Genomic DNA, 26,032 nt, shown 5'->3' on the forward strand with positions numbered 1-26,032 from the left:
ATCTGAACGCAGGGTAAAGCCAAAGGGGTCGCGCATGAACTGGATCACCAATTACGTCCGCCCGCGGATCAACGCGATGTTCTCGCGCCGCGAAATGCCGGAAAACCTGTGGACCAAATGCCCGGAATGTGGAACCATGCTGTTCCACCGCGAACTGGCCGACAATCTGAACGTCTGCCTGAACTGCGATCACCACATGGCGATCACCCCCCGCAAACGCTTTGAAGCTCTGTTCGATGGCGGCGTTTTCAACGAGGTCAAGGTGCCGGAACCCATCGCGGACCCGCTGCAATTCCGCGACCAGAAGAAATACCCCGAGCGGATGAAAGCCGCACAGAAATCCACCGGCGAAAAAGAGGCGATGCTGGTTGCCGAAGGCGAAATCGGCCGCACCCCGATCGTCGCGGCGGCGCAGGATTTCAGCTTCATGGGCGGGTCGATGGGCATGTATGTCGGCAATGCCATCATCGCCGCCGCCGAACGCGCGGTGAAACTGAAGCGCCCGCTGGTCCTGTTCTCGGCCGCTGGCGGCGCCCGGATGCAAGAGGGCATCCTGTCCCTGATGCAAATGCCGCGCACCACCGTCGCCGTGGAAATGCTGCGCGAGGCGAACCTGCCCTATATCGTCGTCCTCACCCACCCCACCACCGGCGGCGTCACCGCCAGCTATGCGATGTTGGGCGACATCCAGATTGCAGAACCCAACGCGCTGATCTGCTTTGCCGGGCCGCGCGTGATCGAACAGACCATCCGCGAGAAACTGCCCGAAGGCTTCCAGCGCGCCGAATACCTGCTGGAACACGGGATGCTGGACCGGGTGACGCATCGCAAACAGCTCCGCGATGAACTGATCGGCGTTATCCGTATGCTGATAAAAATGCCTGCCCCCGTCGCCGGCGACCTGCCGCCGCCCGACAAGACGCCTGAAGCACAAACCGCCTGATTTCTTCTTCACCCAAATATCCCGGGGGTCCGGGGGCAGCGCCCCCCGGTCGATTGCCGATGCCAAGCACTGACTCTATATTTGATCGCCTGATGCACCTGCACCCCAAGGTGATCGACCTGTCGCTGGACCGGCTGCACAGGCTGCTGGCCACGCTCGGCAACCCTCAGGATCATATCCCGCCGGTCATCCATATCGCCGGAACCAATGGCAAGGGCAGCACGCAGGCCATGATCCGCGCCGGGCTGGAAGCGGCGGGCAAGCGCGTCCACGCCTATACCTCGCCGCATCTGGCCCGCTTCAATGAACGCATCCGGCTGGCCGGAGAGCTGATTTCCGACGCCGACCTTGCCGCCACGCTGGCCGAGGTCGAAACCGCCAATGCCGGCGCCCCGATCACCTTTTTCGAAATCACCACCGCCGCCGCTTTCCTCGCCTTTTCGCGTGCGCCCGCCGATTATACGCTGTTAGAGGTCGGCCTTGGCGGGCGGCTGGATGCCACCAATGTAGTGGACCACCCGCGCCTGACCATCATTACCCCGGTCAGCATCGACCATACGCAATATCTTGGCGAGACCCTGCCCGAGATCGCGGGCGAAAAGGCCGGTATCCTCAAGCGTGGCGTCCCTGTCGTCCTCGCCCCGCAACAGGATACGGCGCTTGAGGTCATCGAGGCCCGCGCTGCCCGGCTTGGTGCGCCGCTGTTCGCCTATGGTCAGCAATGGACCTGCGCCCGGGAAGGCGACGCCCTGATCTGGCAGGATGAACGCGGGCTGATGGACCTGCCCCTGCCCGTCTTGCCCGGCCCGCATCAGATCCAGAACGCAGGCACAGCCATCGCGGCCTTGCGTGAACTTGGCTTTGCCGCGCCCGAGGCCAGCGCCGCCATGACCCGCGCCGAATGGCCCGCAAGGATGCAACGGCTGCGCCACGGCCCGCTGGTGCAGGCGGCGGAAAGCTGCGAGCTTTGGCTGGACGGCGGCCATAACCCGGCGGGCGGTCAGGCGGTGGCGGCAACGCTGGTCGCCATGCCCAAACGCCCTACGCATCTGATCTGCGGGATGCTGAACACCAAGGACGTCGCAGGCTATATGCACCCGCTGGCTGGTGTGGCCGACAGCCTGACAGCCGTGGAAATCCCCGAAGAGCCGAACACCTTGCCCGCCGCGGATACCGCTGCGGCCGCCGCTTCGGTCGGACTACCGGTCATGCAAGCCGCCAGCGTCATGCAGGCGGTGCAACAGCTTGCCGCCACATATCCCGGCTGCCGCATCCTGATTTGCGGCTCGCTTTATCTGGCCGGTCAGGTCTTGCGGGAAAACGGTTAGCAGGGGTCAGCGCCCCCAGTTTGCATCCTGCATTTCCCGCAACCGGCTGGCGGTGCGCTCGAACTCAAAGGCACCTTCGCCGGCGGGATAAAGCGCCTCTGGTTCGGCCTCGGCACTGGCCAGCACCCGAACCTTCGCCTCATACAGCGCGTCGATCAGGGTCACGAAACGCTTGGCCTCATTCTGCGCGGCGCGGTCCAGACGGGGAATGTCGTCGATGAACAGCACATCCACCGCAGCCGCAATCGCCAGATAATCCGCCGGGCCAAGCGCATGGCCACATAAATCCGCGAACCCGGCCCGCGCCACGCCCGCATCATGCAGCGGCAGCGTGACGCTGCGGCCCTTGACCTCCAGCAGCAGCGGCGCAACCTGATCGCCCGCTGTCATCTGGTTCCAGCGAACGTCCATGGCCGCCCGCGCCCCCGACCCGGTAAACCAGACCTGCGCCCCGGCCAGCCGGTCCTGCCGGTGGTCGCGCGGGCTGGACAGCTCGACAACCTGCATCCGGTCACGGATCAGCGCGATAAAAGGCAGGAAAAGCTGGCGATTCAGCCCGTTCTTATACAGATCATCCGGCACCCGGTTCGAGGTCGTGACGATCACCACGCCGCGCTCGAACAAGATCTGGAACAGGCGGCCCACGATCATCGCATCGGCAATATCGGTAATCTGCATCTCATCGAAACACAGCAACCGGAGCTGATCCGCCACCGCATTGGCAACCGGGCGCACTGCATCAGGATCTCCGCGCAGCCGGGCCGCGTTCAGCCCGGCCTGGATTTCCTGCATAAACTCATGAAAATGCACCCGACGCGCGGGAATATCCGGCGCAGCAGCCATCAGCATATCCATCAGCATGGACTTGCCCCGGCCGACGCCGCCCCACAGATACAGCCCGCGCGTATCCGGCGCGGCGGTCTCCGTCCGGCCAAACAGCCGCGACAACAGCCCGGTTTGCGGTGCGGGCGTCTGCTCTGCTGCCCGCAGCCGGGCGATCACCGCATCCATTGCGGGCAGCACGGCCCGCTGGCCGGGATCTGGGGTCAGGCGGCCTTCGGTGGCGGCCTGTTCGTAAATTGCGCTGACGGTTTTCATACGCGCGCCGTGCCAGATCACGGCGGCTGGTGCAAGGGCCATCGCCTTGTTAACCTGCCCCAAACAGGAGGCCCCCATGACCCTGCAAAGCCGCTTTGACGCGATCCGCACCGCCAGCCGCGCAACCCCCTTGCCGGACTGGCCCACGCGCAAGGACCGGCTGGACCGGCTGGAGGCCCTGATCCGCGAGAACCGCGACCGCTTTGCCAAGGCCATCGCGCAGGATTTCGGTCAGCGCCCGGCGGCGGAAACCAATCTGGCCGAGGTGTTCCCGGTGCTGGATGGCATCCGCGATGCCCGCCACAAAGGCCGTGGCTGGATGCGCCAGCGCCGCGCGGGTGTTGGCCTGTGGTTCCAGCCCGCACGGGCGGCGCTGCACCCGATGCCGCTTGGCGTAGTGGGAATCGTTGCACCGTGGAACTATCCGCTGATGCTGTCGGCAGGGCCGCTGACCAGCGCGCTTGTCGCCGGAAACCGCGCCATGCTGAAACTGTCGGAACACGCCCCGGCCTTTGCCGAAGCCTTTGCCGACGCCATCAGCCGCAGCTTTGCCCCTGATGAAGTCACCGGCGTCACCGGCGGCCCCGAGGTCGCGGCCGATTTCACTGCCCTGCCCTTTGACCACCTGCTGTTCACCGGCTCGACCAATATCGGGCGCAAGGTCATGGCGGCAGCGGCCCCGAACCTCACCCCGGTCACGCTGGAGCTTGGCGGCAAATCCCCGGTGCTGATCGCGCCAGATGCACGGCTGGACCATGCGGCGGCGCGGGTCATGGCGGGCAAGATGCTGAACGCGGGTCAGACCTGCATCGCGCCGGATTACGTCCTGCTGCCGCGCAACCAGCAGGACGCCTTTATCGCCGCCGCCCGCGCATGGGTGGGCAAGCACTACCCCAAGCTGGCCCGCAACCCCGATTACACCCGCATCATCAACGCCGCCCAATACGACCGGCTGAATGACTGGCTGACGCAGGCCCGTGACGCTGGCGCAGGCATCCACCCCTTGTCCGACGCCGAGCCGGACCCGCAAAGCCGCCTGCTGCCGCCGGTGGCGCTGACCAATGCTGCCGGGCCGGTCATGGATCAGGAAATCTTTGGCCCGATCCTGCCGGTGATCCCTTATGACAGCCTGCGCGACGCCGTGGCCCATATCACCGCACGCCCGCGCCCGCTGGCCTTTTACCCCTTCACTGATGATGCCGAGACGCGCGAACTGCTGCTGACCTCGGTCGTGGCCGGGGGCGTGACGGTCAATGACACGATCATGCATGTTGCCCAACACAGCCTGCCCTTTGGCGGCGTGGGCGACAGCGGCATCGGCGCCTATCACGGCCAAGCCGGGTTTGACCGGCTGTCGCATCTGCAACCCGTGTTCCGGCAATCGCGCCTGAACGCCGCCGGACTGATCGCGCCCCCCTATGGCGCACGGTTCAAGGCGGTGATGAAGGCAATGATCGGGCGTTAAACCCGCCTGTTCTGCTGGCTTGCTGTATTTCGTCCCCCATAAAAGCGATTCCCTTTCGCCTTTATGACCACAAACCTATGAAGAAACCCCTAACGCCACCGTATTTTCTATGAAAAACCACGGCGGAACCTGCTGAAAGGGATGCATCAAGGGCAGAGGGGCTGCGGATAAGTATGGGCAGGTTTGGCAGATCAAGCGTTTGTCCCGTTTGGCTCACCCCCATACAAGCCTGCGTCACCGATATGGGGCGGATATTCGCAAATGGAGAGCTGAGAAGGGGACAGATGCCATTGATTGCAAATTATCTCCTGCTTTCAAGGAGATCTGGTGCCGGCAGAGGGCACCGGACCAATGACGCATGACGTTGCATTGCGTTCCAGATTCCCGCATAAAATCCAGCAAGCTAGGCGTTTCGGTGTCGCATCCCGTCGCGCCGGATTCCCGCAAAGCGGGGCATCAATTGGGGGACTATCTGGGGGACTGGATGGCAAAGAATGTTCTGACCGCTGTGGCCATCAAAAAGGCCGGTGATGGCAAGCTGTTTGATGGCGGCGGTCTGACACTGGTCAAGGCCGGGGATAATGGCAAGTGGGTTTACCGATACTCGCACCTCGGTCGACGGCGCGAAATGGGGCTTGGCGCTTGGCCCACCGTCTCATTGGCCGCAGCACGGGCAGCCCGTGATGGATGGGCCGCAGAACTAGCCACGGGGCGCGATCCCATCGAAATCAGGAGCGCCGCCCGCGCCAAAGAGGCCGAAGATCGAAGCCGCATCGACCCGACATTCGCGGAGGCAGCGCAAGCCGTGCTTGAAGCAAAGCGCGAGGGGTTGCGCGGTGGTGGCGACCGGGGCCGCTGGTTCAGCCCGTTGCAGCAGCATGTCCTACCCCATATCGGGCGAAAGCGCATGTCAGAGATCACGCAACACGATCTGGCCGACGCCCTGCGTCCGATCTGGAAGACCAAGCACCCAACCGCGTTGAAGGCATGGCGACGAACCCGCGTTGTCCTGACCGAAGGCAAACTGCTTGGTTACGGATGCGACCCGGTTATCGCCGATGCCGCCGCCCGGATGCTTGGCGAGGTCCGCCATATCGATCAGCATATCGAGGCAACACCATGGCAGCGCCTCCCGGAACTCTATAAAGCCCTGCCGGATACCGTGGCGGGTGACTGCCTGCGCTGGATCATCCTGACCGTTGTGCGTTCAGATGGATGCCGGGGCGCACGGCTGGCCGAGATCAACGGCGGGATATGGACGGTTCCGGCAGACAGGATCAAGGGCCGGGTATCTGTAGTTCGGGATTTCAGCGTCCCTTTACCCGAACAGGCGCAAACTATCGCCAACCGCATCCAGCCATTTGCCGTGGATGGAGCCATGTTCCCCGGCTCGACAGGCCGTCCGATCAGTTCAACCGCCCTGACCAAAGCCCTGAACGGGATAGGTGAAGCAGGCCGCCCGCACGGCTTTCGCACCAGTTTCAGCACATGGGCACAGGACACGCAGGCTTGCGCTTGGGACGTGCGAGAAACCATCCTTGGTCACACCATCGGCAGCAAGGTCGAGCGCAGCTATGCCAGATCCGACCTGCTGGATCAGCGCCGCCCCGTCATGCAGGCGTGGGCGGATTATGTGACCGGACAATAAGAGCCGCTATGCTGACAAGGCATTGCCACCGCAAAAACATAAAAAGGGGCAGCCTTGTGCTGCCCCTCTACATTTCACCCAAAGATCAGATCGTCTTTTAGCTGGTCAATGGTGAAGTCCAAAATGGTCACTTCATTGACACCCTTGGAGAACTCAAGAATCAAGTCAGCCTTACCATCCCCGTTGACATCCTCGCTACGGGCAATTTTCTGAACATCCGTGAACGATCTCAATTGCAGCTCATCAAACAAGCGTAGCTTATCAACGTTATCTTCAAAATCTGCAATGCGGCTTATACCGCCACGTGTGCCAAAGATGAACACATCCGCACCGGCACCACCAATCATGACATCATTGCCCTTGTCACCAATGATGGTGTCATTTCCGGCACCACCGTTCAGGATATTGTTCCCTTCATCACCCCTGATCCAGTCATCGAAACGTGACCCGGTTATGTTCTCAATGCTGATATAAACGTCACCTTTTGCATCCCCCGTATTTGCGGAAGGATTCCGAAGGTCAACCACAACTCTTTCTGTGGCCGTTCCGTAGTGCGCGGTATCCCGGCCTGCCCCGCCATTCAGATTATCAGCCCCGGCACCGCCAATGAGAATATCGTCCCCAGCTTGCCCGCGCAGTGTATCATTTCCACCGCCGCCATAAAGCCAATCATTACCCGCACCACCTTCAAGAATGTTGGCAGCGCCATTACCGGTCAGTGTATCGTGACCAGCACCACTCCGCAGGTTCTCAATACTGACGAACCTATCACCACTGGCAGCGCCAGCCGTTGCGCCAGTCGCAAGGTTCACCACAACGACCTCATCAGATGCAGAATAATCCACCCAATCTGATCCTGCCCCGCCATCCAGAAGATCGCTTCCTGCACCACCGATCAGCGTATCGTTACCAGCACCCCCAAATAAGCTATCGTCCCCGGTGCTACCATCCAATAGATCATTCCCGTTCCCGCCATACAGGACATCATCCTCGCTACCGCCGTGCAGGTAATCGTCACCATCGCCGCCATACAACGTATCGTTGTCAACGCCACCCCAGAGGCTATCGTTGCCACCGCCACCATCGAGCAAATCAAAACCCTTGTAGCCTTCAATCGCATCGTGACCATTTCCGCCATAAACGGTATCATCACCGAAATCAGCGCGAACAAGGTTGTTACCATTACCAGTTCGGATGAGATCGTTCCCGCGTTGCGTCACAATCAGCTGATCCTCATCTGTCCCAACAACATTCGCATGTTCGCTTATCTCTGGTACACGGGTCCGACTCTCAGACAAGTAGGCATCAATGATTTCATCAGGCATCTGATTGTATGCCGAACGATAAGTTACGGAAGGCAAAACATCTGGGAGATCGTGGTTCGGCTCCAAGAAATGAGGCTCCTCTGATCGTCCATTCACAATGCCAGAGTAACGCCGCGCCCCCTCAAGGGCATAAAGAATACGACCACCGACATCATTCCTGATTTCCAACCATTGCTGACCTTGATATTCAACAATATCCACCCGCAACCCCGAAATCAGGTCGGGGCGCTGTAGGTCCAGCTTCTGGCCATCAATCCAGATTTCATCACTGCGCGGGTCAAAATCATCCAAACGACCGACCAAGGTTCCGCGTGTCGCAGCAGCATTAATAAACCTGAACTTATCCGAACCATCACCTCCGAAAACATGATGTCCTTGTTGAATAACACTCGCACCTGGAACGCTTAAATCTAGGTTGAAGGTATCATTACCCGCCTGACCGTATAAGTGTATTTGCTTCGCCCACGTTCCATCAGTGCTTGCATGGAAGGTGTCATCCTCCTTGCCGCCAGATCTTGCTCTATCTTTATCCTCAACCCTTATAACAAAGGTCTTCCCACTAACCGGGACACTATATAACACATCATTATTGGGCAGGTCTTCGACGGGTTCGTATGACATCGCTGAACTTCCTGTTAGCTGATAAGTGACTTGCAAGCCATCTGTGGCCACAGGACCGTGACTCGCGCTTACCACCTTGGTCAAGCGGAATCTTGCCGATGGAGCGATGGCGCGGGGTCAGAAAGGCGCAATCCCTTCGAAGCTGTCTGCCTTCGCTGTAACCTTAGGCCGATGCAAGAAACACCCCGCATCGACCTGCTGGATCAGGCGCAGACCGGCACGGCGGGATGCGGGGCCGCCGTCCTCGACCAAGGCTGCGGCTAAGGCGCTGCGACTGGCGCGGGTGCCGTCGCAGATGGCGCTATCGCTGATCGGCGCGGTCGCGCAGGCGCTCAAGAACAGCGTCGTCGTCAAGATCAGGTGTCGCATCGTCCATCCTTTGGCGGGTGATGATATAGTCACGTTCGGCGCGCGCTTGCGCCTCGTCCCGCGCCGCCTTGCGTCCGGCCCGCCATGCCGCCAGCAGTGCGACCAGCGAGGCAATAGCCCCGCCAGCAGCCCAGATCAGCCCGGTCACGTCGCGCCACCCCGCGCCTTGGCCCAGCGCCCGGCGATGAATGTTGCAACGAACCCGGCAGCCCCGGTCGCAACGCTAACGATCTGATCGACATGTATCGAGACAATCCCGGTGTCAGCGTCAAAGGCCAGCCCGAAGCCAAGGCCGGACAGGTTGCCAAAAACGAAATACAAGATCATGCGGATATAGAGACCCATGATTATTCCTCCTGAACAAGTGCCGCATAGGCGGCGGCGCGGTTGCGGTCGTGGCGGCTGCGGGCCACCAGGACGATAATTGCGACGGCGCAGAGGGCGACCAGCCCCCATTGCGCGGCGGCAGGCAGATCGACCAACGTGAAGCCCACCCCACCGGCAGCGGCCCCACCGGCAGCGGCATCCTCGCGCTGCGCCTTGGCCTTGGCGTCTGCGGCTTCCACGGCAATGGCACCGCCTGCCATCTGCACGGACCGCGCCTCGATGCTGGCGACACGGCGGGACCAGCCACGGCCAAAGGTCGCCCACGTCCCGAGACCGCGCAGGAAGCCCATGCGGTTGGCACAGGCTTGCTTGATCGTGGTCACACGGTCGGCCCGGTTGGCGGCGGCCAGCGTGGCGGGGCCGATCTTGCCGTCAGCGGTGACACCAAGCGCCTGCTGCAACCATCGCGCCCCCCGCGCGGTGCCGCTGTTCACGGCAGGATCGAATGTCACCAGATCGACGCCGCGCGGCAGGTTGTCGCCTTTGACCACATCCCAATAGCGGGCCTTGTAAATCTGCGACGCCTCGGCACGGGTCAGCGCCTTGACCTCGGCCTTGCTGACCGCACGGCCTCGCCACGCCGCCAGTGTCGCGCGGGTGATGCCCATATTCGTGGCCCCGCCGGGATCTTTGGGGTGATCGACATAGCCGCCCTCATGGGCCAGCACTTCGGCCAACGCGGCGTCAAAATTATCGTGCATCATGTCCTCGTGATGTTTGGGGCCACGGCCCCTGTGCAAACAGATTGGATTGGGTCAGCCCGCCATCTTCGGGGCAGCGGTGATGTGCCCAGATGCGCCACTGATCCGGTGTCGGGCCGGGCGGGGTCACGCGGACAGCCCAAGGCCCCCATGACTGACCGCCGGGTGAGCGGTTGCCGACCGGGCGGGAGGCGTCCTCGCCGGACGTATCGACCCATGCCCGTTCCCACGCCCCGTTGCGCTCGACATAAGCGGACAGGCTCAAGAACTCGCAACGCCGCTTGACCATGTGGCCGCTGACCACCAGCGTGGGGCCGGATGCCTCGATGCTGGTGACGGTTACACCGGCGAACGGGCTGCGCCCGGTTGCGGCCCGATAGGCTGATGTCTCACGAATGGGCGTCAGGCTGTCGAGCGCAGGCACGATCAGGACACCAAGCCAGACGCCGGTCAGGATGCTACCCCACTTCATTTGCGCCCCCGCCAGATGTCCCACAGCGCCTTGATCTGCGCCGGGTTGTCGGACAGATCGAGGATGCGCCGGACGATGTTTTCCCCGGTCAGCGCCAGCAGCGCGGCGGCCAGCGTCCGCATCTGCTCGCCCTCCCAGCCGAGGATATGGCAAACCGGGTCCGTGCCGACCCATGCGGCCAGCAGCGCAGCCGCAGCGGTGCCCAGCGCCCGACGCAGCGACAGCGACGGCGACAGCAGCAGCTTGACCACCACCGCCAGCGCAGCCGCCAGCCAAGCCCCGAACACTTGCCCGGTTTCGCGCATCACCATCAGCCATGTGTTTGGATTATCCGGCACGTCGCCACACCCCGACAGTCAGCACCGCCAGCGAGGCCAGCCCGCAACCGCTGGCAGCCCAAGGCTGACCCCACAGCAGCCATGCAATCCCCCATGAGGTCAGCGCCCAGGCACACCAGTCCAGCGCACAATCCCACCACAGCGGCGCCGTGCGCACTGTCAGCCCCTGTCCGGTTTCCCAGATCGCATAGGCGGCCAGCGAGATGATCAGCGCCAATTCGACGCCCAAAGCCGCGACCAGCACCAGCATGACCAGCGCGGCCAGTCCCTGATGCGCACAAAACCGGGTTGCCCATGGTTCAGCCTCGGTCTCGGCGGCGGGCGAGGTAAACAGTTCGATCAGCAAGTTGTTCATGCCAGCCTCGCTTGTGCATAGGTTTCAAGGGCGGTGCGCTGCGCATCGGTCAGCGTCCCACCGATTTTCAGCAGGACATCGCGGACGATCAGGCCAGAACGAGCAATGATCTGACCGGTTGCATTCGCTTCGCCGCCAATCACGAAGGTATCGCCCGACGCATTGGTTTGCCGGTCCCCGGTCGAGGCCAGCGCCGTGACCTGCTGCCCTGCGACATGGACGGTCATCGACAGGCTCATGTTGGCAATACCCTCGGCCTTGGCCCATGCGTAACTGCGCGGGCCGCTGGCGGACGGCAGATCATAGGCACGGATGGTGTTGCCGCTGTAAACACCCGCGTCGGGCAAGCGGAAACCGAACGAAACCGGGTTGTTGTTAAAAACCAACGGCCCGTTGTAAAACGCCCGCTGCATCACGCTGGAAGGCTGACACAGCGCCCAAAGCTCGAACGCGGTTTCTCGCGGCCAAGGCTCCCGCGTGGCGGCGTAACACCCCGCAGCGCAGTCCAGCCAGCCGCCCCGCACAACCGGATCACCAGACCTATCCATGACCAGCGGCAGCCCGTGGCGGGCGGTCCAAGTCGCCCCAGCATCCTCAGCCGCATAATGGGCATAAGGGGCATCGCCGAACAGTGCCAGCGGGAACGGGTCAGCAGGTTCGGGCGGGGCAATGGAACGCGTGCCTTTCGACAAAAGCCTGTCCAAGCCAAGATCAAGGCGCCGCAACTTCATGCCAGCGATTCCATAACGGCAACCGCGCCCATGCCTTCGGCGCGGCGGATATGGGCCTTCTGACCAGCGGCCAGTTCGACCGCTTGCCCCGGCTGCAAAACCAGCCCAAGCGCATTGTCGGGATTATCGCTGACGGTGATGCGGATAGGTGCCAACTGGCACTGAACGATGACGCCGCCCGTAGGCACGGGAAGCGCCGTCCAGCCAGAGAAAGACACCTGAGTCGTGGGATAATGAGCCATAGGATTTGCCTCTCAAACCGTTGAGAAGCGCAAATCCTATGCGCAGTTCGTCACCCTTCTACCAGATCATGCGGCGGCGCGCTAGTTATAGATCATCGGTGCCTGATTGTCCCGGATCGTCTGATTCAGCTTTTGGTTCAGGCTGATTCCAAACTCGTTGCGAGCACTAGCCCGCAGCCTGCCCCGCAAAGATTGCCGGATCGTCTCCGCCTTAATCGCGTTCATGGGATAGGTGACATTGTAGCGGCTGATTCTCTCCATGACATTATCAGGTATCGGCCTGCCTTCGCGCAGCGCATCGGTTACGGCCCGGAGGATATCTTTGCGCTCGTCCGTGATACGCTTTTCCTCGTTCTTCATCCGGTTGTTGACGCGGTAGCGTTCGGTCAGTTGCGCCGGGGTGAAGCCGCTGGCTTTGGACAGAACTTGCAGCGGGTTCATGTTCTCGATCAGCGGATCACCATTCAGGGTCCGCGCCCCATCAAACCAGAACCGGGCAGCTTGTAGCGGGTCACGGACAAATTTAGGCACCATCTGTTCGATCCCGCGCATGGTGTCGCGCTTCATCATGGACGCGCCTTTGATCGCACCGGAAGCGATACCGGCCACCGGACCAAGCATGTCATTAACAAAGTGGTTCCACATGTCCTCGCCTTCCAGATCACGGCCAGAGTCGCGGAACCAAAGGTTCGGCATACCGATGCGCTGGGTCAGGTCGATGCCGGTTACATGCCCCGGCGCACCGTTCAGCGCCATGCCCATGATCCAGTTCCATGCCGCCGTGCCGGGGTCATCACCTTCCATCAGCAGGGCATTTTCCAACCATTTCTCAGCATCGTCCTCACCACCGGGGAAGAACAGGCCAAGAAGCATCATCAGCAGGCCATAGCCCCATGTGCCACGAATCCCGGCATGAGCCATCATGGACAGGGTGATGCCGATCAACTGGTGGCGAGCCTCGGCACGTTCTTCCTTGCTGGCTCCGTTGAAGGTCTGATGAGCATCGCGGAACAACCGCCACAGCGTGTTGACGGTATAGGACCGGAACAAGAATACGACCTTAAAAATGTCGCCCTGCATGAAGCGGGCGCGACTGCTGTTCTGATAATCGTAATGAATCTTCCATGTCAGTGCCGAGGCTTCCTCGACGGCACTTTCATGGCCGATTCCTTCCTTGCGCAACAGCCGGTAATTGGCAAGAAACGTCACCTCGCGGTTCAGCCGTTCCGCATGGTGGAACATCCAGCCAATCTTCTCCATAACCATCTGCCGGACCGGGCTGTATTCGATGCCGGATTCTGCGACAGACGACAGATCGTGCGATTGGGTTTTGTCCACCGTGCCTTTACGATAAGCTGCGGCCATCGCAGCCTTTTCATCGACAGTCAGGCGTGCCGACTTGTCCGCCCATCCTTTGCCATCAGCAAAATCGCGCAGCGCCCTGGTCAGCTCACCCACGGACCCGGTGACGCCCGCTTTCTTAAAGCGATGCGACATGACCGGGACACCGATCAGCGTGGTCTGGCTGATGTTGACCAGCGCGGCGGCAGGGGACATGCCAAGATACCAGACAAACCCGAAACTGGTCGCAGCGGTGGAAAACTGATTGCTGGTGGGCGCCATGGTGAATTGGTGACGCTTGCGCATTTCCTCGACCACGAATCCCGCGCGCTCCGGGTTGGCACTGGCGGCAGCTTCTTCTGCCGCATCATTGAGCGCCTCATCCATATCCAGACTGTGCCGCAGACGAGCAAGCTGGTGGGAGCCATGGAAGATTTGTTTCCCAAATACGAGCAGCTCGAAGCCGAGAAAGCTGACATCACCGAGCGTCAAAAGGAGGTCATGTCCGAGGCCAAGGCGCGCGGCTATTCGACCGTCGCCATCCGCAAGATCATCGCCCTGCGCAAGCGCGACCACGACGACATCGCGGAAGAAGAAGCGATTTTGGAAATGTATAAGCAAGCGTTGGGGATGGAGTGATGACTGACCTGTCAAATCAAGCGTTGGAGCGACTTATCGCCGAAAATAACGTGGATCCTAGTAAGCGGCGCTCTCATAATCGCGGCTTTCTTCGTGGCGATTGAGAGGCTGTGATGCGACCAAGCCACGCAATTTCTTTATCGCGGGGTGGCTGGCCCATGCGGCGGACGCAAAGATGGATGCCGCAGGCATTGCTGGGGCCGCCGTTATCGCAGCGGTTGGCCTGTGGGCCGCAGTGCTGGAGCGTTGATATGGGTGCACCGCTTCCGATCTTCATCAGGCCATTTCAGGTTCAGCAGGTGTTCGGGATCCACAGGTCCACGCTTTACCGTTGGGCGAATCAGGGGTTGCTTGTGATTCACAAGCGCGGAAACATGGCGTTTGTTCGGGCGGTTGACGTTGAAAAGGTCATTGTCAGCTTGGGGGACCAGATGGGGGACTAAGGGTCAACACAGACGATTTATTGTTTATTTACAATAAGGTCTGGTGCCGGTGAAGGGACTCGAACCCCCGACCCCATCATTACGAATGACGTGCTCTACCAGCTGAGCTACACCGGCCAGCCAAGGTTTCCCCTGGTGCCGCGCCGGATAGCAGGTTCCGACGCGGGGGAAAAGGGGGCGAGCGCATTTTTCCTGCGCCCGCCCAGAACCTCAGTCATCATTTTTGCCGTGATGCGCCAAAGGCTCGACATCCGGGCGGATTGGTTGGGCGTCGTCGATCTCGACCGGCGCGGCCTCGGCGGTCAGCACCGGCGCACTGGCCTGTTTGCGGGACACGGGTTCCGGGTCGGTCACGGTGCGCGACGGTGCGCCCGTGTAATCCGATTCGCGCGGCACCATGCCGGGGGCGACATGCGCCACATCGAACGGGCGTTCGCGGTGATGTTTGGACGCAGGCACCGGCGTCGGAACCGGCTCTGGCGCGACATGACCCGGTGCCGAAGCCGCCTCAAGCACAGGCTTTTCGGGGGTGGGCTTTGAGGGAGCGGGCGCGACCTCGGGTTCCGGCTGAACCGCCGTGACCGAAGGTCCGGTCACATCAGCATCATCCGCCGCCGCAACCACGGCAGCCTCACGCCCACCGACCAGCAGCGGCAGCATCGCCGCCGAGGCCGCAGGCGAAGTCGCCGCCGTGCGTTTGTCATCGGGTTCACGCCAGGTTAACGTGTCAAAAGCCCCGCAAGAATCACAGACAGGCGCCCATTCGGCCATGACGTTATGGCACTTGTCGCAGCACCATTGGGGGCCGCGGCTGGCGGTCAGGGCGCGGGCCAGCCAGCCACGCACCACGGCGTCATCGGCACCTTCGCCACGCTCGACCGCCGCCATGATCGACAGGGTACGGGTGGTCGGGTGAACCTCGGCCAGATTGCCAAGCGCGCGGCGCGCGGCGGGAAAATCCTCGGCGGCCAGCAACAGTTCGGCGTGCAGCAAATGGCTTTCCTCGTGATCCGGGTTCTTGCGGATCAGCGCGTCAAAGCGGCGCAGGCGGGCGGTCGGGGTCTCATCCGGCACGATCTGCGCATATGCGGCGGCCAGATCGGGATGCGGGCGCACCGACCAGGTTTTTTCCAGCACGCGGGCGGCGTGTTTCGCATCACCCTTGGCGATATAGGCCCGTGCCGCCAGCGCCGCCGCCGGAATCAGGTCGGGCGAGGCCGCCGCCGCCGAAATCGCGGCCTCTTGTGCGCTGATATTGTCGCCCTGATCCAGCACTTCGCTGGCCTCTTTCAGCGCCAGAACCGCATCGCGGCGGATGTGGACATCCTTGGGCATCTCGCCCTGACGACGCTTGTCCTTCAACACGGCGCGCGCACCTTTCCAGTCGCCCTCGGCGGTCTGAAGTTGCAACAAGGTATCCTGCAATTCGCCGTGACGCGGTTTCAGCGCATAGGCTTTTTGCGCCAGCAGCAGCGCCTTGTGAGTGTCGCCCTTGGCCAGTTCCTGCCGCATCAGACCGCGAATCCCGACAAAGCGGGTGCGGTCGTCGCCCAGCAGGCGGCGATAGACGCGTTCGGCGGTTTTCTGATCGCCCGCAACCTCGGCGGCCTGCGCGGCCAGCAGGTCGGTGATATGCGGCTTTGACAGGTATTTCGCGGCTTTGGACGCCTTGTCCTGCGCCAGCTTGCCCTCGCCCGAGGCAATCGCCAGCATCCCTTCGGACAGCGCCTCATAGCCCTTGCGCTCGCGCCGACGGTGGAAATAGCGGTTCAGCGCCGTTTCATCCCCGGCGACAAAGCGCAGGATCGCCACCCCAAGCCCGACCAGCCGCAGCAGCAGCCAGCCAAGCACCAGCAGCACCGCCAGCGCCACCAGCGCCTGAATCGGGCCAAGCGTGTATTCGGTGCCGTCATAGGTCAGCTGCAGCGGATGACCATATTGCGCCGCTTTCATCGCACCAAGCGCGACGCCAAGCACAACCGCGAAAAAAAACAGGATCTTCAGCAGGGATAACAGCATTTTTGATCCTCTTAATTGGCGGGGGCGGACAGGCCGGACAGCGCAGCCTGAGCCTGAGCATAACGGCGGGCGCCGTCCAGCCAGCCGGACATGGTGGCTTTGGCGCTGTCGGGCAGGGTTTCGATTCCGGCGATGGCGGCGGCGATGTCGCCAGCCTTGACGGCCGCGCCCGCGCGGGACAGCACGGCATCGGGATCATCGCCTTCGCGCGGGGTCACGGAACGCGCGCCGGTCTGTGCTTTCAGAAAGTTTCCGATAATTCCGGTGGCCCCCTGACCGCCCGGATTGTCCCGCAGCGCGGCGGCCAGCGCATCACGCGCGGCCTGATCGAAACCAGCCTGAACCTCGGTCAGCGAGGGAATATCCGCCGCCGTCAGCGCCTCGGGGGCCTCCACCCCGGCGGCTTGCAGATCGGCCAGCGGTGCGGCCCGGTCGCCCCCCTCGGCCAGCGCCCCGTGCAGTCGCGCAACCGCAGCCTGAGCCCGGGCAGCATTGGCCGCAGCAGCGGTTTCGGCCTGCAACCGGGCGGCCTCGGTCTCGGCTTCGGCAATGCGGGATTCGGCCTCTTGTGCGGCGGCGGCAATCTGCGCCTGCGTGGCTTCGGCGGCCCCTGCCAGCGCGGCAAGGCGCTCTGCCGCCTGCGGATCAAGGGCGGGGCGTGCCGCCAGTTCGGTCAATTGCTGCGCCTGATCCTGCAAGCGGGTCTGCATATCGTTCAACGATTGTTCCAGCGCCGCCAGTTGCAGCGCCGGGACAGCCTCACCCGCGGGGGCATTGGCGGCAGCCTCAAGCGTGGATTTCAGCGCCGCAATTTCGTCGGCCTGCGCCTGCACCTGCTGGGCCAGAGCCGGGTCAGCTTCGGCAGCCGCAGGCGCGGGCAGATCAGCCAGCGCGGCGCGGGCCGCCTGCGCCGCAACCTGACTGGCAGCCTGCGCGGCTGCCTGAGTTGCGGCCTCCTGCGCGGCGGAAACCGCCTGATCTGTGATCGCCTGCGCATCGACCTGCTCTATCGGCGCGGCGGCGGGACGCCAGGCTTCGGGCAGGTTCGGAATGGCGTAATACATCGCCCCGGCCCCAAGCCCCGCAGCCACAACGCCGCCAAGGAAGGTCGGCACAAAGCCGGTGCGCTTGATAACCGTGGTCTGGCGTGGAGCTTCCGCCATGCGCGGGGGAACGGTGGCGATGGTCTTGTCCACCTCGGGTGCCGGTTCAGCGGGTTTTACGGCCGGTTTATCCGCCTCTGTAGCGGCCTTGGCATCCTTTGCCGGTCTGACCTGCGCAGCGGGCAGGCCGCCCTGACCGATCAGCGACGAATCGGCAGGCTCGATCTTTGCGGTGCCGGTTGCGGCTGCACCCTGCCCGGCCTGAACCGGGGCCGAACTGATAACGGACCCCGAAACCGGCAGCGGTCTTTGCTCGGGTGCCGGGGAATCGCTGGTTTCGGCTGCCGTCTGATCCTTGTCCTGCACGCGAAATCCCCTTTGCTTCTGCGCCCATCCTTGCGCCGCAGCGCCAATCTAGCGGCCTGCGGCCCCTGCCTCAACCCATCGTGAACGGGTTTGTTCCGCGCCCCGCAACATCCAAAAGCGGTGCCAGCAGCCCGTCAGCATCCGGCGTGGCCGCAACCCGGCAAGGCAAGGCCGGACCGTCCCATGCGGCCGACCATGCAGCCGCCGCTGCCGGGCTGATCGCCACCAGTTCCAGCGCCGCCCCAGCGCCTTGCACGGCCCCCCCTTGCACGGCATCTTGCGCCGCCTGCGCCAGCAGCGTGGCAGAGCGGGGCGAAAACAGCGGCAGGATCACCCGCGCCGCAGGATCATTCAGCAGGGCGCAGGCCCGGTCGTTCAGCGGCACCGGCATCTGGTCATAGACCACCATCCCCGACACCGGCAGATCGCGGGCGATATGGCGACCATGCGGATGGATCAGCTCTATCCCTTGTTCCAACGCAGCTTGCAGGATCGGCTCTAACCGGATTGCATCGCCGGGGCCTTCGATTACCTGAAATCCGGCCGCCCGCGCGACCGCACCGGACCGAGGCCCCACGCAATAGGCCACCCGCCCGCGTCCCGGTCCCGCTGCTGCCACCGCATGTTCCGACGTGAACACCAGCCCCCGCGCCGCCGCCAGCGCCGCGCCGTCATGGTCCACCGGCACAATCCGCAGGATGGGCGAGATCACAACGGCCAGCCCCTTCAGCCGCGCCGCAAAGCGTTCCGAAGCCGCCTGCGGGCGGGTCAGCAAGATCGTGGCGGCGACCTTTGAGGGAGCGGGCATTGGCATTTCCTTTCGCCGGGTGATAGCCTGCGCCAGACTGGCCAGCTTGGCCGCAACAATCAATCCCGGCCAGATGATCCGCCCGCTATGACCCTGACCTTTCTTGGTATTGAAAGCAGTTGCGACGATACTGCCGCCGCCGTGGTGCGTTCGGATGGCACGATTTTGGCCTCGGTCGTGGCTGGACAGACGGCGCTGCACGCGGACTTCGGCGGCGTCGTGCCGGAAATCGCCGCCCGCGCCCATGCGGAAAAGCTGGATGGCTGCGTAGCGCAGGCATTGGAGCGGGCCGGGCTGGCGCTGGCAGATCTGGACGGTATCGCCGTAACCGCCGGGCCGGGCCTGATCGGCGGCGTCATGGCCGGGGTGATGCTGGCCAAAGGGCTGGCGGCGGGATCGGGGCTGCCTCTGGTCGGGGTGAACCACCTTGCAGGCCATGCGCTGACGCCCCGGCTGACGGATGCGGTCGATTATCCCTATCTGATGCTGCTGGTCTCGGGCGGGCATTGCCAGTTTTTGCATGTCGCCGGACCGCAGGATTTCACCCGGCTTGGCGGCACCATCGACGACGCGCCGGGCGAAGCCTTTGACAAGGCCGCCAAGATGCTGGGCCTGCCGCAACCCGGCGGCCCCTCGGTCGAGGCTTGCGCGGCAGAAGGCGACGCCGGGCGGTTCCCGATGCCGCGCCCGCTGCTGGACCGGCCCGGTTGCGATATGTCGTTTTCGGGGCTGAAAACCGCCGTTCTGCGGGCACGGGATCAATTGGTGGCCACGCAGGGCGGGCTGTATCAGCAGGACCGCGCCGACCTCTGCGCCGGATTTCAGGCGGCGGTGGCTGCGGTGCTGGCGGAAAAGACCCGCCGCGCACTGGACGCCCGCCCCGCGCCGGTGCTGGCGGTTGCCGGCGGTGTCGCCGCGAACCAGACCATCCGCGCCGCGCTGGAAGCCGTCGCCGCCGAAACCGGCGCGCGTTTCATCGCCCCGCCACTGCGGCTTTGCACCGATAACGCCGCGATGATTGCATGGGCCGGGATCGAGGCGTTCCAGAACGGCCAGCGCGACGACATGACGCTGACCGCCCGCCCCCGCTGGCCGCTGGATCAAAGCGCCGCGCCAATGCTCGGGTCTGGCAAGAAAGGGGCAAAGGCATGATTGCTGTTCTTGGCGCAGGCGCGTTCGGCACCGCGCTGGCGGTAACGCTGGCGGCAAAGGGGCCAGTGACGCTCTGGGGCCGCCGCACCGATTGGGCGCGCGAAAACCCACGCCTGCCCGGCGTCCGCCTGCCCGATACGATCCGCGTCACCGACGATCTGGACTGCGTGACCGCGCCGCTGGTGATTCTGGCGCTGCCGGCACAAACCCTGCGTGGGTTTCTGGCCGATCAGGCCAGCCGCCTTGACGGGCGGGCGCTGGTCTCGGCCGCAAAGGGGATCGACCTGCACGACCTGACCGGGCCTTCGGCGCTGATCGCGGCGGCCTGCCCGCAGGCCACCGTCGCGGTGCTGACCGGGCCAAGTTTCGCTGCCGATATTGCACGGGGCCTGCCCACCGCGCTGACGCTGGCCTGCGCTGACGCGGACCGGGGCCGCGATCTGCAACACAAACTGTCCACCCCCACGCTGCGTCTTTACCGGACGACGGATGTCACCGGGGCCGAGCTTGGCGGGGCGCTGAAAAACGTCATCGCCATTGCGGCGGGCGCGGCCATCGGGGCGGGCCTTGGCGACAGCGCCCGCGCCGCCATCGTCACCCGCGGCTTTGCCGAGATGACCCGGCTGGCCGGGGCGCTTGGCGCACGGCCCGAGACGCTGACCGGCCTGTCGGGGCTTGGCGATCTGATGCTGACCTGCACCTCGGCGCAGTCGCGCAACTTTCGCTTTGGCGCGGCACTTGGCGCGGGCCAGCCCTTTGATCCCGCCACTACCGTCGAAGGTGCCGCCACCGCCCGCGCCGCCGCCCGGCTGGCTGATGCGCGTGGCCTTGACCTGCCGGTAACGGCCATGGTTGCGCGGCTTGCGGCGGGCGATCTGGCGGTGCAAGACGCGATGAAAGCCCTGCTGAACCGACCTTTGAAAGAGGAATAACCCATGCCCCTGTTTGCCGTCATCTGCCGCGATAATGCCGATTCCGTGCAACTGCGTCTGGACACCCGCGAAACCCATCTGGCCTATCTGGCCGACACCGGTGTGGTGCAATTCGCCGGCCCGCTGATCAAGGACGGCCAGCCCGCCGGCTCGCTGCTGGTGATCGAGGCCGAATCGCTGCAAGCCGCCCGCGACTGGGCGGCGGGCGACCCCTATGCCAAGGCCGGGCTGTTCGAAGCGGCCACCGTCACCGAATGGCGCAAGGTGATCGGCTGATGGCATACTGGCTGTTCAAATCCGAACCCGACGCCTTTTCATGGGATGAACTGGTCGCCAGGGGCGAGCAGGGCGAGGAATGGGACGGCGTGCGCAACTATCAGGCCCGTAACAACATGCGGGCGATGAAGATTGGCGAGCGCGGGCTGTTTTACCACTCCAACATCGGCAAAGAGGCCGTCGGCATCGTCGAGGTCATTGCGCTGGCGCATCCCGACAGCAAGGCCGCTGACCCGAAATGGGAATGTGTGGACATCAAGGCGATCAAACCACTGCCCCGCGCGGTCTCACTTGAGGATTGCAAGATGGAACCGCGTCTGTCCAATATGGTTCTGGTCAATAACAGCCGTCTGTCGGTTCAGCCCGTGGCTGAGGATGAATGGGCGGTGATTATGGAAATGGCGGGCCTGTAACACCCCGCCGCAAGGGGGACGCATGGAACTGCTGATCGTCATTGCCGCTGCCATCGCCGTCTGGGCCGTCGGATCGGTCTGGTATATGGTTCTGGCCGCGCCGTGGGGCAAGTTTTCCGGCCTTCAGGTCGAAAACCGGGGTGCGCCGTCGAAATCTTCGCCCCTGCCCTATCTGGTCTCCGGCGCGGCGATGGTCGTGTTCGTCGCCATGATGCGCTATCTGTGGCATCGCGCCGGGATCAGCGGGCTTGGCGACGGGCTGTGGACCGGGCTGCTGGTCGGGCTGTTCCTGATCCTGCCATGGACGGTCATCAACCAAAGCTATGCCCGCCGCCCGCTGATGCAATCGGTGATTTCCGGCGGCTATGTGCTGGTCGCCTGCACCATCTGCGGCGGGATTCTGGGCGCGATCTGACGCCCCGCACCCCGGCCCGAAAATCCTGTCCAACTGCGCTCTATCGCGTTGGCAGCGGCGCATTTTTTGCCTAATTTGCGCCGACTGCACATAAGAGGAGGCCCAAATGACCCAACGTCTGCATCTGGTTTTCGGCGGCGAGTTGACCGACCCGCAGCGGACCGAGTTCCGCGATGTTGAAAACATTCATATCGTCGGCATTTATCCCAACTATGCCAGTGCCCATGCCGCCTGGAAGGCCGAGGCGCAGCGCACCGTGGACAGCGCCCATACCCGTTATTTCATCGCCCATCTGCACCGGCTGCGCGACGAAGAACGCGAAGCCAGCCCGACCGAGGAACTGGACGGCTGATGTCCGTTGCGGGGTCTTTGGCCCTGTGGTGGCATCTGCGCCGCCACGCCGGAACCGTCGATCTTGGCATCATCCGGGTTCCGGCGGGCAATGATCCGCTGATCTGGCTGCATATCGGTCAGGGCGGCCTTCCGGCGCTGGATCAGGTGATCGAGGCATTGCATGAGGCCAGCCCCACCCGGCTGCGGCTGGCTGTCAGCGGTGTGGATCAGTTGCCCGAGGGGTGCACCGCCCTGCCCAATCCAGGACAGGACCGCCGCGCGGTGCAGCATATCCTGAACACGCTGCGGCCTTCGGCGGTGTTGACGCTGGGGGCCTGCATGAACATGGCGCTGGCTGCTGAAACGCAGGACATGGGGGTGCCGCTGGTGCTGGCGGAACTGCGCTGCCCGCGTGATCTGCCGGGCATGGCGATCTGGCAACGTCAGCTTGCTGCCGGGCTGGCAGCGGTGCTGGCCACGGATGACGGCTCTGCCGATCTGCTGAACCGGCTGGGCGTGCCAAGCGACAAGATCACCGTGACCGGCCCCGTCTCTGACCTGCGCGAGCCGCCGTCCTGCCTTGAGGCCGAGCGCGCGGTGCTGGCGGGTCAACTTTCCCGGCGCATGGTCTGGCTGGCCGCCGCCCTGCCGCAATCCGAAGAAGCCGCCTTTCTGACCGCCCATCAGGCCGCGCTGCGCTATAACCACCGGGCCTTGGCGATTGTGCTGCCTGCCGATCCGGCCCGCGCCCCGGAACTGGCGCAATGGCTGGAGGCCGAAGGGCTGGCCGTGGCGGAACGCGCCCGCGACGAAGAACCCGAACCCGAGATTCAGGTGTTGATTGCCGATGATCCGGCGGAATATGGGCTGTGGTATCGGTTGGCTTCGGTCTGCTACATGGGCGGCACCCTGTCGGGCGATGACGCCGCAACCCGACATCCGTTCGAGCCTGCCGCACTGGGTTCCGCCACGCTGCACGGCCCGCATATGCGCAAGTTTCAGACCGCATGGGCGCAGCTTGACGGCGGCAACGGCGCCCGCCGCGTGGCCGATGCGCAGGCGCTGGCCGAGGGGCTGACCGAACTGGCCGCCCCGGATCAGGCCGCGAGACTGGCAACGAACGCATGGGGCATCGCCACCGGCGGGGCCGCCGCCGCCCGTCAGATCGCCCGCACCACGCTGGCCGCCATCAAAGGACCAACCATATGAGCCGCCGCGCCCCCCTGTTCTGGTTCCAGACCCCGCCGGTTCTGACCGCCCGCCTGCTGCGCCCGCTGGGGGCGCTTTACGCCCGCGCCACCGCGCGGCGTCTGGCGCAAGGCGCGCGGCAGGCGTTGCCGGTGCCGGTGATCTGTGTCGGCAACATCAACGCGGGCGGCACCGGCAAGACGCCAACCGTCACCCTGCTGATGCAAATACTGGCCGCACGAGGCATTGCCGCGCATGTCGTCAGCCGCGGCTATGGCGGCAGCGAATCCGGCCCCCTGCGCGTGGACGAGCGTCGTCACACCGCCGCGCAGGTCGGGGATGAGCCTCTGTTGCTGTCGGCCTTTGGCCCGGTTTGGGTCAGCCGCGACCGGCTGGCGGGAGCGCGGGCGGCGATTGCCGCAGGGGCGCAGGCGATCCTGCTGGATGACGGGTTTCAAGACCCTGCCTTGCGCCATGACCTGTCGCTGGTGGTGGTCGATGCAGCCAAAGGCTTTGGCAACGGCCTGTGCATCCCTGCCGGGCCGCTGCGTGAACCCGTGACGGCGGGACTTGCCCGCGCCGACCTGCTGCTGTCCATCGGCCCGGATGCAGCGCAGGCGCGGTTTGCACCGTCGCTGCCTGACAACCTGCCACATCTGCGCGCCCGGCTGGAGCCGCTGCAAACCGGCATCGACTGGCAGGGCCATCGGGTGCTGGCCTTTGCCGGGATCGGCCACCCGGAAAAGTTCTTTGCCACGCTGCGCGGCCTTGGCGCCGACATCGCCCGCGCCGAGGCGCTGGAGGATCACCAGCCCTTCACCCCCGCCCTGCTGACCCGGCTGGCGACCGAGGCGCGACTGTTGCAGGCGCAGATGGTGACGACCGAGAAAGACGCCGTGCGCCTGCCACCGGATTTCCGGCGCGAGGTGCTGGCCCTGCCGGTGCGACTGGCGCTGAGTGATCCCGCACCGCTGGATCAGGCGCTGGACCGGCTGTTCGGGGTGCCGACCGGGACATAGGTCAGGCCCGTCAGCCCTCTGATGCTACCCGTCAGGATGCAGCCACACATCTTTCGCCCGATCACAGCACCGGCACAGCAGGCGCAACCCGCAACCGATCTTTTCAGCCTTTATATAAGCACCAGACAGCACTGCCGCAGACAACAGCGCATCACTGTCGCCAAGGCTGCTGACACATCCCGTTCAGGGTCTGAACATCCCCCGAACGCCAACAAATAACGCCGCGCCAACCGTCATTCCTGACGACAAAACCCGGCCCTGACAGGCCGGGTTTCAGGGGCGAACCCCTTGGTTCTGCAAATGAACCGCAGCTTTATCAGATCAGCCTTCGGCCTCGGCCAGCTTGGCGTCGATCACGGCTTTCAGCCCTTCCCACGGCTGGTTGCTGGTCTTTTCACCGCCGATAATAAAGGTCGGCGTTCCCTCGATCTGATCCGCCGTTGCGTTCTGCTGGAACGTCGCAATCAACTGTTCTGCCTTGGCCTGATCGTTCCAGCACGCATCCATCTGCTCGCCGCTCAGGCCCGCTTTGGCACCGACCTTTTTCATGTTGGCGGTGACTTCCTCGGCGGTTTTGCCTTGCAGCCAGTCGTTCTGGCCGCTGAACAGCAGATCCGACATGGCATAATATTTGTCATCGCCACCGCAGCGGGCCAGAATCCCGGCCCACAGGCCAACGCCATCGAAATACACGTCACGCTGGATAAAGCGCACCTTGCCCGTGTCGATATATTCCGATTTCAGCGTCGGAAACACGTTGTTGTGGAAATCGCGGCAATGGCTGCATGTAAAGCTGGCGTATTCGATCACGGTCAGCGGCGCATCTTCCTGACCCAGCACAATATCGGGCAGAATCTGCGGCGCAGCGGCCTCGGTCGTGGCGGCGGTATCCTGCGCCATAGCCGGGGTCAACGCGGCCAGAGACAGCGCCAGCGCGGTGGCGGCGGAACGAAGGGTGGGGATCATCAGACAGCCTTTCCTTGGGTCTTGAAGTCGTTATTCATTGCAACGCGCTGGCGCGACATCAGGTTCACCGCCAGCCGTGTCAGCGCCGCCCGCAAGTCAGCATCGGCAAAGCCGCTGGTCATATCGGCGGCGGCCTGCTGGCGGCGGGCCTCCAGCGCGGGATCGGGGCTCGGCTTCGGCGCAGCGGCAAACACCGCCTGCCCCTCGGCAAAGCCGGTCGGTGCGGTCTGCGTGACCAAAACTCGCGCCACCGCGTTGAACCCATAGCAGGCGTTGACCTTTTCGCGGATCAGCGGCGCGGACATTTCAACCATCGGTGCCCGCGCCCCGGTGGTGAGCAGAACCAGCGTCGCGCCGAAACCACCCCGCGCATGGGTGATCCGCACCGGGCGGGTGATCGCGGCCAGATCGGGACCGACGACCTCGGGCCAGTGGGTCAGCAGCCGCGCCACGGCAAAGCCGCGCGCCTCGCCCGCCTCACGGATACGCGGGGCCAGCAGGGTCGAGGCAGCCTCGAACCCGCGCATCCGGCGGCGCGGTGCCTTGGCAGCTTGGGGCGGTTTCTGCTGTGCCATCGGGCCAATCGTCGTTACAGT

At 63.9% G+C, this 26,032-nt stretch carries 30 protein-coding genes and 1 tRNA gene; 14 read left to right on the top strand and 17 right to left on the bottom strand.

Annotated elements, in window-relative coordinates; all coding sequences use genetic code 11:
* The first annotated feature begins 34 nt into the window (after positions 1-34).
* Both accD and Q4G24_RS06945 read left to right on the top strand, forming a co-directional pair.
* Positions 35-943 (top strand): acetyl-CoA carboxylase, carboxyltransferase subunit beta, encoded by a 909-nt coding sequence (gene accD, locus Q4G24_RS06940; RefSeq protein ID WP_303365785.1) that lies wholly within the window; start codon positions 35-37, stop codon positions 941-943.
* A 53-nt stretch (positions 944-996) separates the two neighbouring features.
* The gene (locus tag Q4G24_RS06945) at positions 997-2,271 is read left to right on the top strand and encodes a folylpolyglutamate synthase/dihydrofolate synthase family protein (protein WP_303365786.1); all 1,275 of its coding nucleotides are present in this window, start codon (positions 997-999) and stop codon (positions 2,269-2,271) included.
* Positions 2,272-2,277: 6 nt separating this feature from the next.
* On the opposite strand, the gene zapE is transcribed toward Q4G24_RS06945, so the two are convergent.
* Positions 2,278-3,369: a cell division protein ZapE gene (gene zapE / locus Q4G24_RS06950; protein ID WP_303365864.1), complete on the bottom strand. Its 1,092-nt coding sequence runs from the start codon at positions 3,367-3,369 to the stop codon at positions 2,278-2,280.
* Between the two features lie 76 nt (positions 3,370-3,445).
* On the opposite strand from zapE, the gene Q4G24_RS06955 reads away from it, so the two are divergent.
* Both Q4G24_RS06955 and Q4G24_RS06960 read left to right on the top strand, forming a co-directional pair.
* Complete coding sequence (locus Q4G24_RS06955; RefSeq protein WP_303365787.1) at positions 3,446-4,834, top strand: coniferyl aldehyde dehydrogenase; 1,389 nt, start codon at positions 3,446-3,448, stop codon at positions 4,832-4,834.
* Between the two features lie 484 nt (positions 4,835-5,318).
* Positions 5,319-6,482, top strand: a complete 1,164-nt coding sequence (locus tag Q4G24_RS06960; RefSeq protein ID WP_303365788.1) for a site-specific integrase — start codon at positions 5,319-5,321, stop codon at positions 6,480-6,482.
* A gap of 74 nt (positions 6,483-6,556) precedes the next feature.
* Here Q4G24_RS06960 and Q4G24_RS06965 read toward each other — a convergent pair whose 3' ends face one another.
* From Q4G24_RS06965 to Q4G24_RS07010, 10 genes are all read right to left on the bottom strand, one after another.
* Positions 6,557-8,428: a calcium-binding protein gene (locus tag Q4G24_RS06965; RefSeq protein ID WP_303365789.1), complete on the bottom strand. Its 1,872-nt coding sequence runs from the start codon at positions 8,426-8,428 to the stop codon at positions 6,557-6,559.
* A 301-nt stretch (positions 8,429-8,729) separates the two neighbouring features.
* Entirely contained in the window at positions 8,730-8,945 is a 216-nt protein-coding gene (locus tag Q4G24_RS06970) for a hypothetical protein (protein ID WP_303365790.1), read from the bottom strand.
* Positions 8,942-9,142 (bottom strand): hypothetical protein, encoded by a 201-nt coding sequence (locus tag Q4G24_RS06975; RefSeq protein ID WP_303365791.1) that lies wholly within the window; start codon positions 9,140-9,142, stop codon positions 8,942-8,944. Before Q4G24_RS06975 ends, Q4G24_RS06970 begins: the two co-directional genes overlap by 4 nt.
* A gap of 2 nt (positions 9,143-9,144) precedes the next feature.
* Positions 9,145-9,885 carry a glycoside hydrolase family 108 protein gene (locus tag Q4G24_RS06980; protein ID WP_303365792.1) on the bottom strand — a complete coding sequence of 247 codons (741 nt, stop codon included), beginning with the start codon at positions 9,883-9,885 and terminating at the stop codon, positions 9,145-9,147.
* Positions 9,875-10,357 carry a hypothetical protein gene (locus Q4G24_RS06985; protein WP_303365793.1) on the bottom strand — a complete coding sequence of 161 codons (483 nt, stop codon included), beginning with the start codon at positions 10,355-10,357 and terminating at the stop codon, positions 9,875-9,877. Before Q4G24_RS06985 ends, Q4G24_RS06980 begins: the two co-directional genes overlap by 11 nt.
* Complete coding sequence (locus tag Q4G24_RS06990) at positions 10,354-10,695, bottom strand: hypothetical protein (protein ID WP_303365794.1); 342 nt, start codon at positions 10,693-10,695, stop codon at positions 10,354-10,356. The genes Q4G24_RS06985 and Q4G24_RS06990 overlap by 4 nt, the downstream gene beginning before the upstream one ends.
* The gene (locus tag Q4G24_RS06995) at positions 10,685-11,050 is read right to left on the bottom strand and encodes a hypothetical protein (protein ID WP_303365795.1); all 366 of its coding nucleotides are present in this window, start codon (positions 11,048-11,050) and stop codon (positions 10,685-10,687) included. The genes Q4G24_RS06990 and Q4G24_RS06995 overlap by 11 nt, the downstream gene beginning before the upstream one ends.
* Complete coding sequence (locus Q4G24_RS07000) at positions 11,047-11,781, bottom strand: hypothetical protein (protein WP_303365796.1); 735 nt, start codon at positions 11,779-11,781, stop codon at positions 11,047-11,049. The genes Q4G24_RS06995 and Q4G24_RS07000 overlap by 4 nt, the downstream gene beginning before the upstream one ends.
* The gene (locus Q4G24_RS07005; protein ID WP_303365797.1) at positions 11,778-12,023 is read right to left on the bottom strand and encodes a hypothetical protein; all 246 of its coding nucleotides are present in this window, start codon (positions 12,021-12,023) and stop codon (positions 11,778-11,780) included. Before Q4G24_RS07005 ends, Q4G24_RS07000 begins: the two co-directional genes overlap by 4 nt.
* 81 nt (positions 12,024-12,104) lie before the next feature.
* On the bottom strand, positions 12,105-13,856 hold the full coding sequence (locus Q4G24_RS07010; protein WP_303365798.1) for a PLxRFG domain-containing protein: 1,752 nt from the start codon (positions 13,854-13,856) through the stop codon (positions 12,105-12,107).
* Between Q4G24_RS07010 and Q4G24_RS07015 the strand changes: the two genes are divergently transcribed.
* On the top strand, positions 13,791-14,003 hold the full coding sequence (locus Q4G24_RS07015) for a DUF2312 domain-containing protein (RefSeq protein WP_303365799.1): 213 nt from the start codon (positions 13,791-13,793) through the stop codon (positions 14,001-14,003). The two genes, Q4G24_RS07010 and Q4G24_RS07015, sit on opposite strands and share 66 nt — an antisense overlap.
* Positions 14,004-14,254: 251 nt before the next feature.
* Positions 14,255-14,446 carry a helix-turn-helix domain-containing protein gene (locus Q4G24_RS16615; RefSeq protein ID WP_368660928.1) on the top strand — a complete coding sequence of 64 codons (192 nt, stop codon included), beginning with the start codon at positions 14,255-14,257 and terminating at the stop codon, positions 14,444-14,446.
* A gap of 41 nt (positions 14,447-14,487) precedes the next feature.
* Here Q4G24_RS16615 and Q4G24_RS07020 read toward each other — a convergent pair.
* The 4 genes from Q4G24_RS07020 to Q4G24_RS07035 all read right to left on the bottom strand — a co-directional run bounded on the left by Q4G24_RS07020 (position 14,488) and on the right by Q4G24_RS07035 (position 18,742).
* Positions 14,488-14,563 (bottom strand) — tRNA-Thr (locus Q4G24_RS07020).
* A 93-nt stretch (positions 14,564-14,656) separates the two neighbouring features.
* A complete protein-coding gene (locus Q4G24_RS07025; protein ID WP_303365800.1) occupies positions 14,657-16,465 on the bottom strand; it encodes a heme biosynthesis HemY N-terminal domain-containing protein in 1,809 nt (602 codons plus the stop codon).
* 11 nt (positions 16,466-16,476) lie between these two features.
* The gene (locus Q4G24_RS07030) at positions 16,477-17,934 is read right to left on the bottom strand and encodes a hypothetical protein (protein ID WP_303365801.1); all 1,458 of its coding nucleotides are present in this window, start codon (positions 17,932-17,934) and stop codon (positions 16,477-16,479) included.
* Positions 17,935-18,004: 70 nt separating this feature from the next.
* On the bottom strand, positions 18,005-18,742 hold the full coding sequence (locus Q4G24_RS07035) for a uroporphyrinogen-III synthase (protein ID WP_303365802.1): 738 nt from the start codon (positions 18,740-18,742) through the stop codon (positions 18,005-18,007).
* A gap of 87 nt (positions 18,743-18,829) precedes the next feature.
* Here Q4G24_RS07035 and tsaD point away from each other — a divergent pair, with 87 nt between their 5' ends.
* From tsaD to lpxK, 8 genes are all read left to right on the top strand, one after another.
* Entirely contained in the window at positions 18,830-19,894 is a 1,065-nt protein-coding gene (gene tsaD, locus Q4G24_RS07040; protein WP_303365803.1) for a tRNA (adenosine(37)-N6)-threonylcarbamoyltransferase complex transferase subunit TsaD, read from the top strand.
* A complete protein-coding gene (locus Q4G24_RS07045) occupies positions 19,891-20,826 on the top strand; it encodes an NAD(P)H-dependent glycerol-3-phosphate dehydrogenase (RefSeq protein WP_303365804.1) in 936 nt (311 codons plus the stop codon). The genes tsaD and Q4G24_RS07045 overlap by 4 nt, the downstream gene beginning before the upstream one ends.
* Before the next feature lie 3 nt (positions 20,827-20,829).
* Positions 20,830-21,102 carry a YciI family protein gene (locus Q4G24_RS07050; RefSeq protein ID WP_303365805.1) on the top strand — a complete coding sequence of 91 codons (273 nt, stop codon included), beginning with the start codon at positions 20,830-20,832 and terminating at the stop codon, positions 21,100-21,102.
* Complete coding sequence (locus Q4G24_RS07055; RefSeq protein ID WP_303365806.1) at positions 21,102-21,515, top strand: EVE domain-containing protein; 414 nt, start codon at positions 21,102-21,104, stop codon at positions 21,513-21,515. The genes Q4G24_RS07050 and Q4G24_RS07055 overlap by 1 nt, the downstream gene beginning before the upstream one ends.
* A gap of 22 nt (positions 21,516-21,537) precedes the next feature.
* Positions 21,538-21,930: a DUF1761 domain-containing protein gene (locus tag Q4G24_RS07060; RefSeq protein WP_303365807.1), complete on the top strand. Its 393-nt coding sequence runs from the start codon at positions 21,538-21,540 to the stop codon at positions 21,928-21,930.
* A 106-nt stretch (positions 21,931-22,036) separates the two neighbouring features.
* Positions 22,037-22,282, top strand: coding sequence for a DUF4170 domain-containing protein (locus Q4G24_RS07065; protein ID WP_303365808.1), 246 nt, complete (start codon positions 22,037-22,039; stop codon positions 22,280-22,282).
* Complete coding sequence (locus tag Q4G24_RS07070) at positions 22,282-23,472, top strand: 3-deoxy-D-manno-octulosonic acid transferase (protein WP_303365809.1); 1,191 nt, start codon at positions 22,282-22,284, stop codon at positions 23,470-23,472. The genes Q4G24_RS07065 and Q4G24_RS07070 overlap by 1 nt, the downstream gene beginning before the upstream one ends.
* Positions 23,469-24,470 (top strand): tetraacyldisaccharide 4'-kinase, encoded by a 1,002-nt coding sequence (lpxK, locus tag Q4G24_RS07075; RefSeq protein WP_303365810.1) that lies wholly within the window; start codon positions 23,469-23,471, stop codon positions 24,468-24,470. Before Q4G24_RS07070 ends, lpxK begins: the two co-directional genes overlap by 4 nt.
* A 321-nt stretch (positions 24,471-24,791) precedes the next feature.
* On the opposite strand, the gene Q4G24_RS07080 is transcribed toward lpxK, so the two are convergent.
* On the bottom strand, positions 24,792-25,436 hold the full coding sequence (locus Q4G24_RS07080) for a DsbA family protein (RefSeq protein ID WP_303365811.1): 645 nt from the start codon (positions 25,434-25,436) through the stop codon (positions 24,792-24,794).
* A complete protein-coding gene (locus tag Q4G24_RS07085; protein WP_303365812.1) occupies positions 25,436-26,011 on the bottom strand; it encodes a DUF721 domain-containing protein in 576 nt (191 codons plus the stop codon). Before Q4G24_RS07085 ends, Q4G24_RS07080 begins: the two co-directional genes overlap by 1 nt.
* Positions 26,012-26,032: the final 21 nt, after the last annotated feature.

The sequence above is a fragment of the Paracoccus sp. (in: a-proteobacteria) genome (genome assembly GCF_030538695.1).
Classification (GTDB): Bacteria; Pseudomonadota; Alphaproteobacteria; order Rhodobacterales; family Rhodobacteraceae; genus Paracoccus.

Coding starts and splice junctions, on each gene's coding strand:
- accD (WP_303365785.1), top strand. CDS start 35: ATGAACTGGATCACCAATTACGTCCGCCCGCGGATCAACGCGATGTTC.
- zapE (WP_303365864.1), bottom strand. CDS start 3,369: ATGAAAACCGTCAGCGCAATTTACGAACAGGCCGCCACCGAAGGCCGC.
- Q4G24_RS06955 (WP_303365787.1), top strand. CDS start 3,446: ATGACCCTGCAAAGCCGCTTTGACGCGATCCGCACCGCCAGCCGCGCA.
- Q4G24_RS06960 (WP_303365788.1), top strand. CDS start 5,319: ATGGCAAAGAATGTTCTGACCGCTGTGGCCATCAAAAAGGCCGGTGAT.
- Q4G24_RS06965 (WP_303365789.1), bottom strand. CDS start 8,428: ATGTCATACGAACCCGTCGAAGACCTGCCCAATAATGATGTGTTATAT.
- Q4G24_RS06975 (WP_303365791.1), bottom strand. CDS start 9,142: ATGGGTCTCTATATCCGCATGATCTTGTATTTCGTTTTTGGCAACCTG.
- Q4G24_RS06980 (WP_303365792.1), bottom strand. CDS start 9,885: ATGCACGATAATTTTGACGCCGCGTTGGCCGAAGTGCTGGCCCATGAG.
- Q4G24_RS06985 (WP_303365793.1), bottom strand. CDS start 10,357: ATGAAGTGGGGTAGCATCCTGACCGGCGTCTGGCTTGGTGTCCTGATC.
- Q4G24_RS06995 (WP_303365795.1), bottom strand. CDS start 11,050: ATGAACAACTTGCTGATCGAACTGTTTACCTCGCCCGCCGCCGAGACC.
- Q4G24_RS07000 (WP_303365796.1), bottom strand. CDS start 11,781: ATGAAGTTGCGGCGCCTTGATCTTGGCTTGGACAGGCTTTTGTCGAAA.
- Q4G24_RS07005 (WP_303365797.1), bottom strand. CDS start 12,023: ATGGCTCATTATCCCACGACTCAGGTGTCTTTCTCTGGCTGGACGGCG.
- Q4G24_RS07015 (WP_303365799.1), top strand. CDS start 13,791: ATGGAAGATTTGTTTCCCAAATACGAGCAGCTCGAAGCCGAGAAAGCT.
- Q4G24_RS16615 (WP_368660928.1), top strand. CDS start 14,255: ATGGGTGCACCGCTTCCGATCTTCATCAGGCCATTTCAGGTTCAGCAG.
- Q4G24_RS07025 (WP_303365800.1), bottom strand. CDS start 16,465: ATGCTGTTATCCCTGCTGAAGATCCTGTTTTTTTTCGCGGTTGTGCTT.
- Q4G24_RS07035 (WP_303365802.1), bottom strand. CDS start 18,742: ATGCCCGCTCCCTCAAAGGTCGCCGCCACGATCTTGCTGACCCGCCCG.
- tsaD (WP_303365803.1), top strand. CDS start 18,830: ATGACCCTGACCTTTCTTGGTATTGAAAGCAGTTGCGACGATACTGCC.
- Q4G24_RS07045 (WP_303365804.1), top strand. CDS start 19,891: ATGATTGCTGTTCTTGGCGCAGGCGCGTTCGGCACCGCGCTGGCGGTA.
- Q4G24_RS07050 (WP_303365805.1), top strand. CDS start 20,830: ATGCCCCTGTTTGCCGTCATCTGCCGCGATAATGCCGATTCCGTGCAA.
- Q4G24_RS07055 (WP_303365806.1), top strand. CDS start 21,102: ATGGCATACTGGCTGTTCAAATCCGAACCCGACGCCTTTTCATGGGAT.
- Q4G24_RS07060 (WP_303365807.1), top strand. CDS start 21,538: ATGGAACTGCTGATCGTCATTGCCGCTGCCATCGCCGTCTGGGCCGTC.
- Q4G24_RS07065 (WP_303365808.1), top strand. CDS start 22,037: ATGACCCAACGTCTGCATCTGGTTTTCGGCGGCGAGTTGACCGACCCG.
- Q4G24_RS07070 (WP_303365809.1), top strand. CDS start 22,282: ATGTCCGTTGCGGGGTCTTTGGCCCTGTGGTGGCATCTGCGCCGCCAC.
- lpxK (WP_303365810.1), top strand. CDS start 23,469: ATGAGCCGCCGCGCCCCCCTGTTCTGGTTCCAGACCCCGCCGGTTCTG.
- Q4G24_RS07080 (WP_303365811.1), bottom strand. CDS start 25,436: ATGATCCCCACCCTTCGTTCCGCCGCCACCGCGCTGGCGCTGTCTCTG.
- Q4G24_RS07085 (WP_303365812.1), bottom strand. CDS start 26,011: ATGGCACAGCAGAAACCGCCCCAAGCTGCCAAGGCACCGCGCCGCCGG.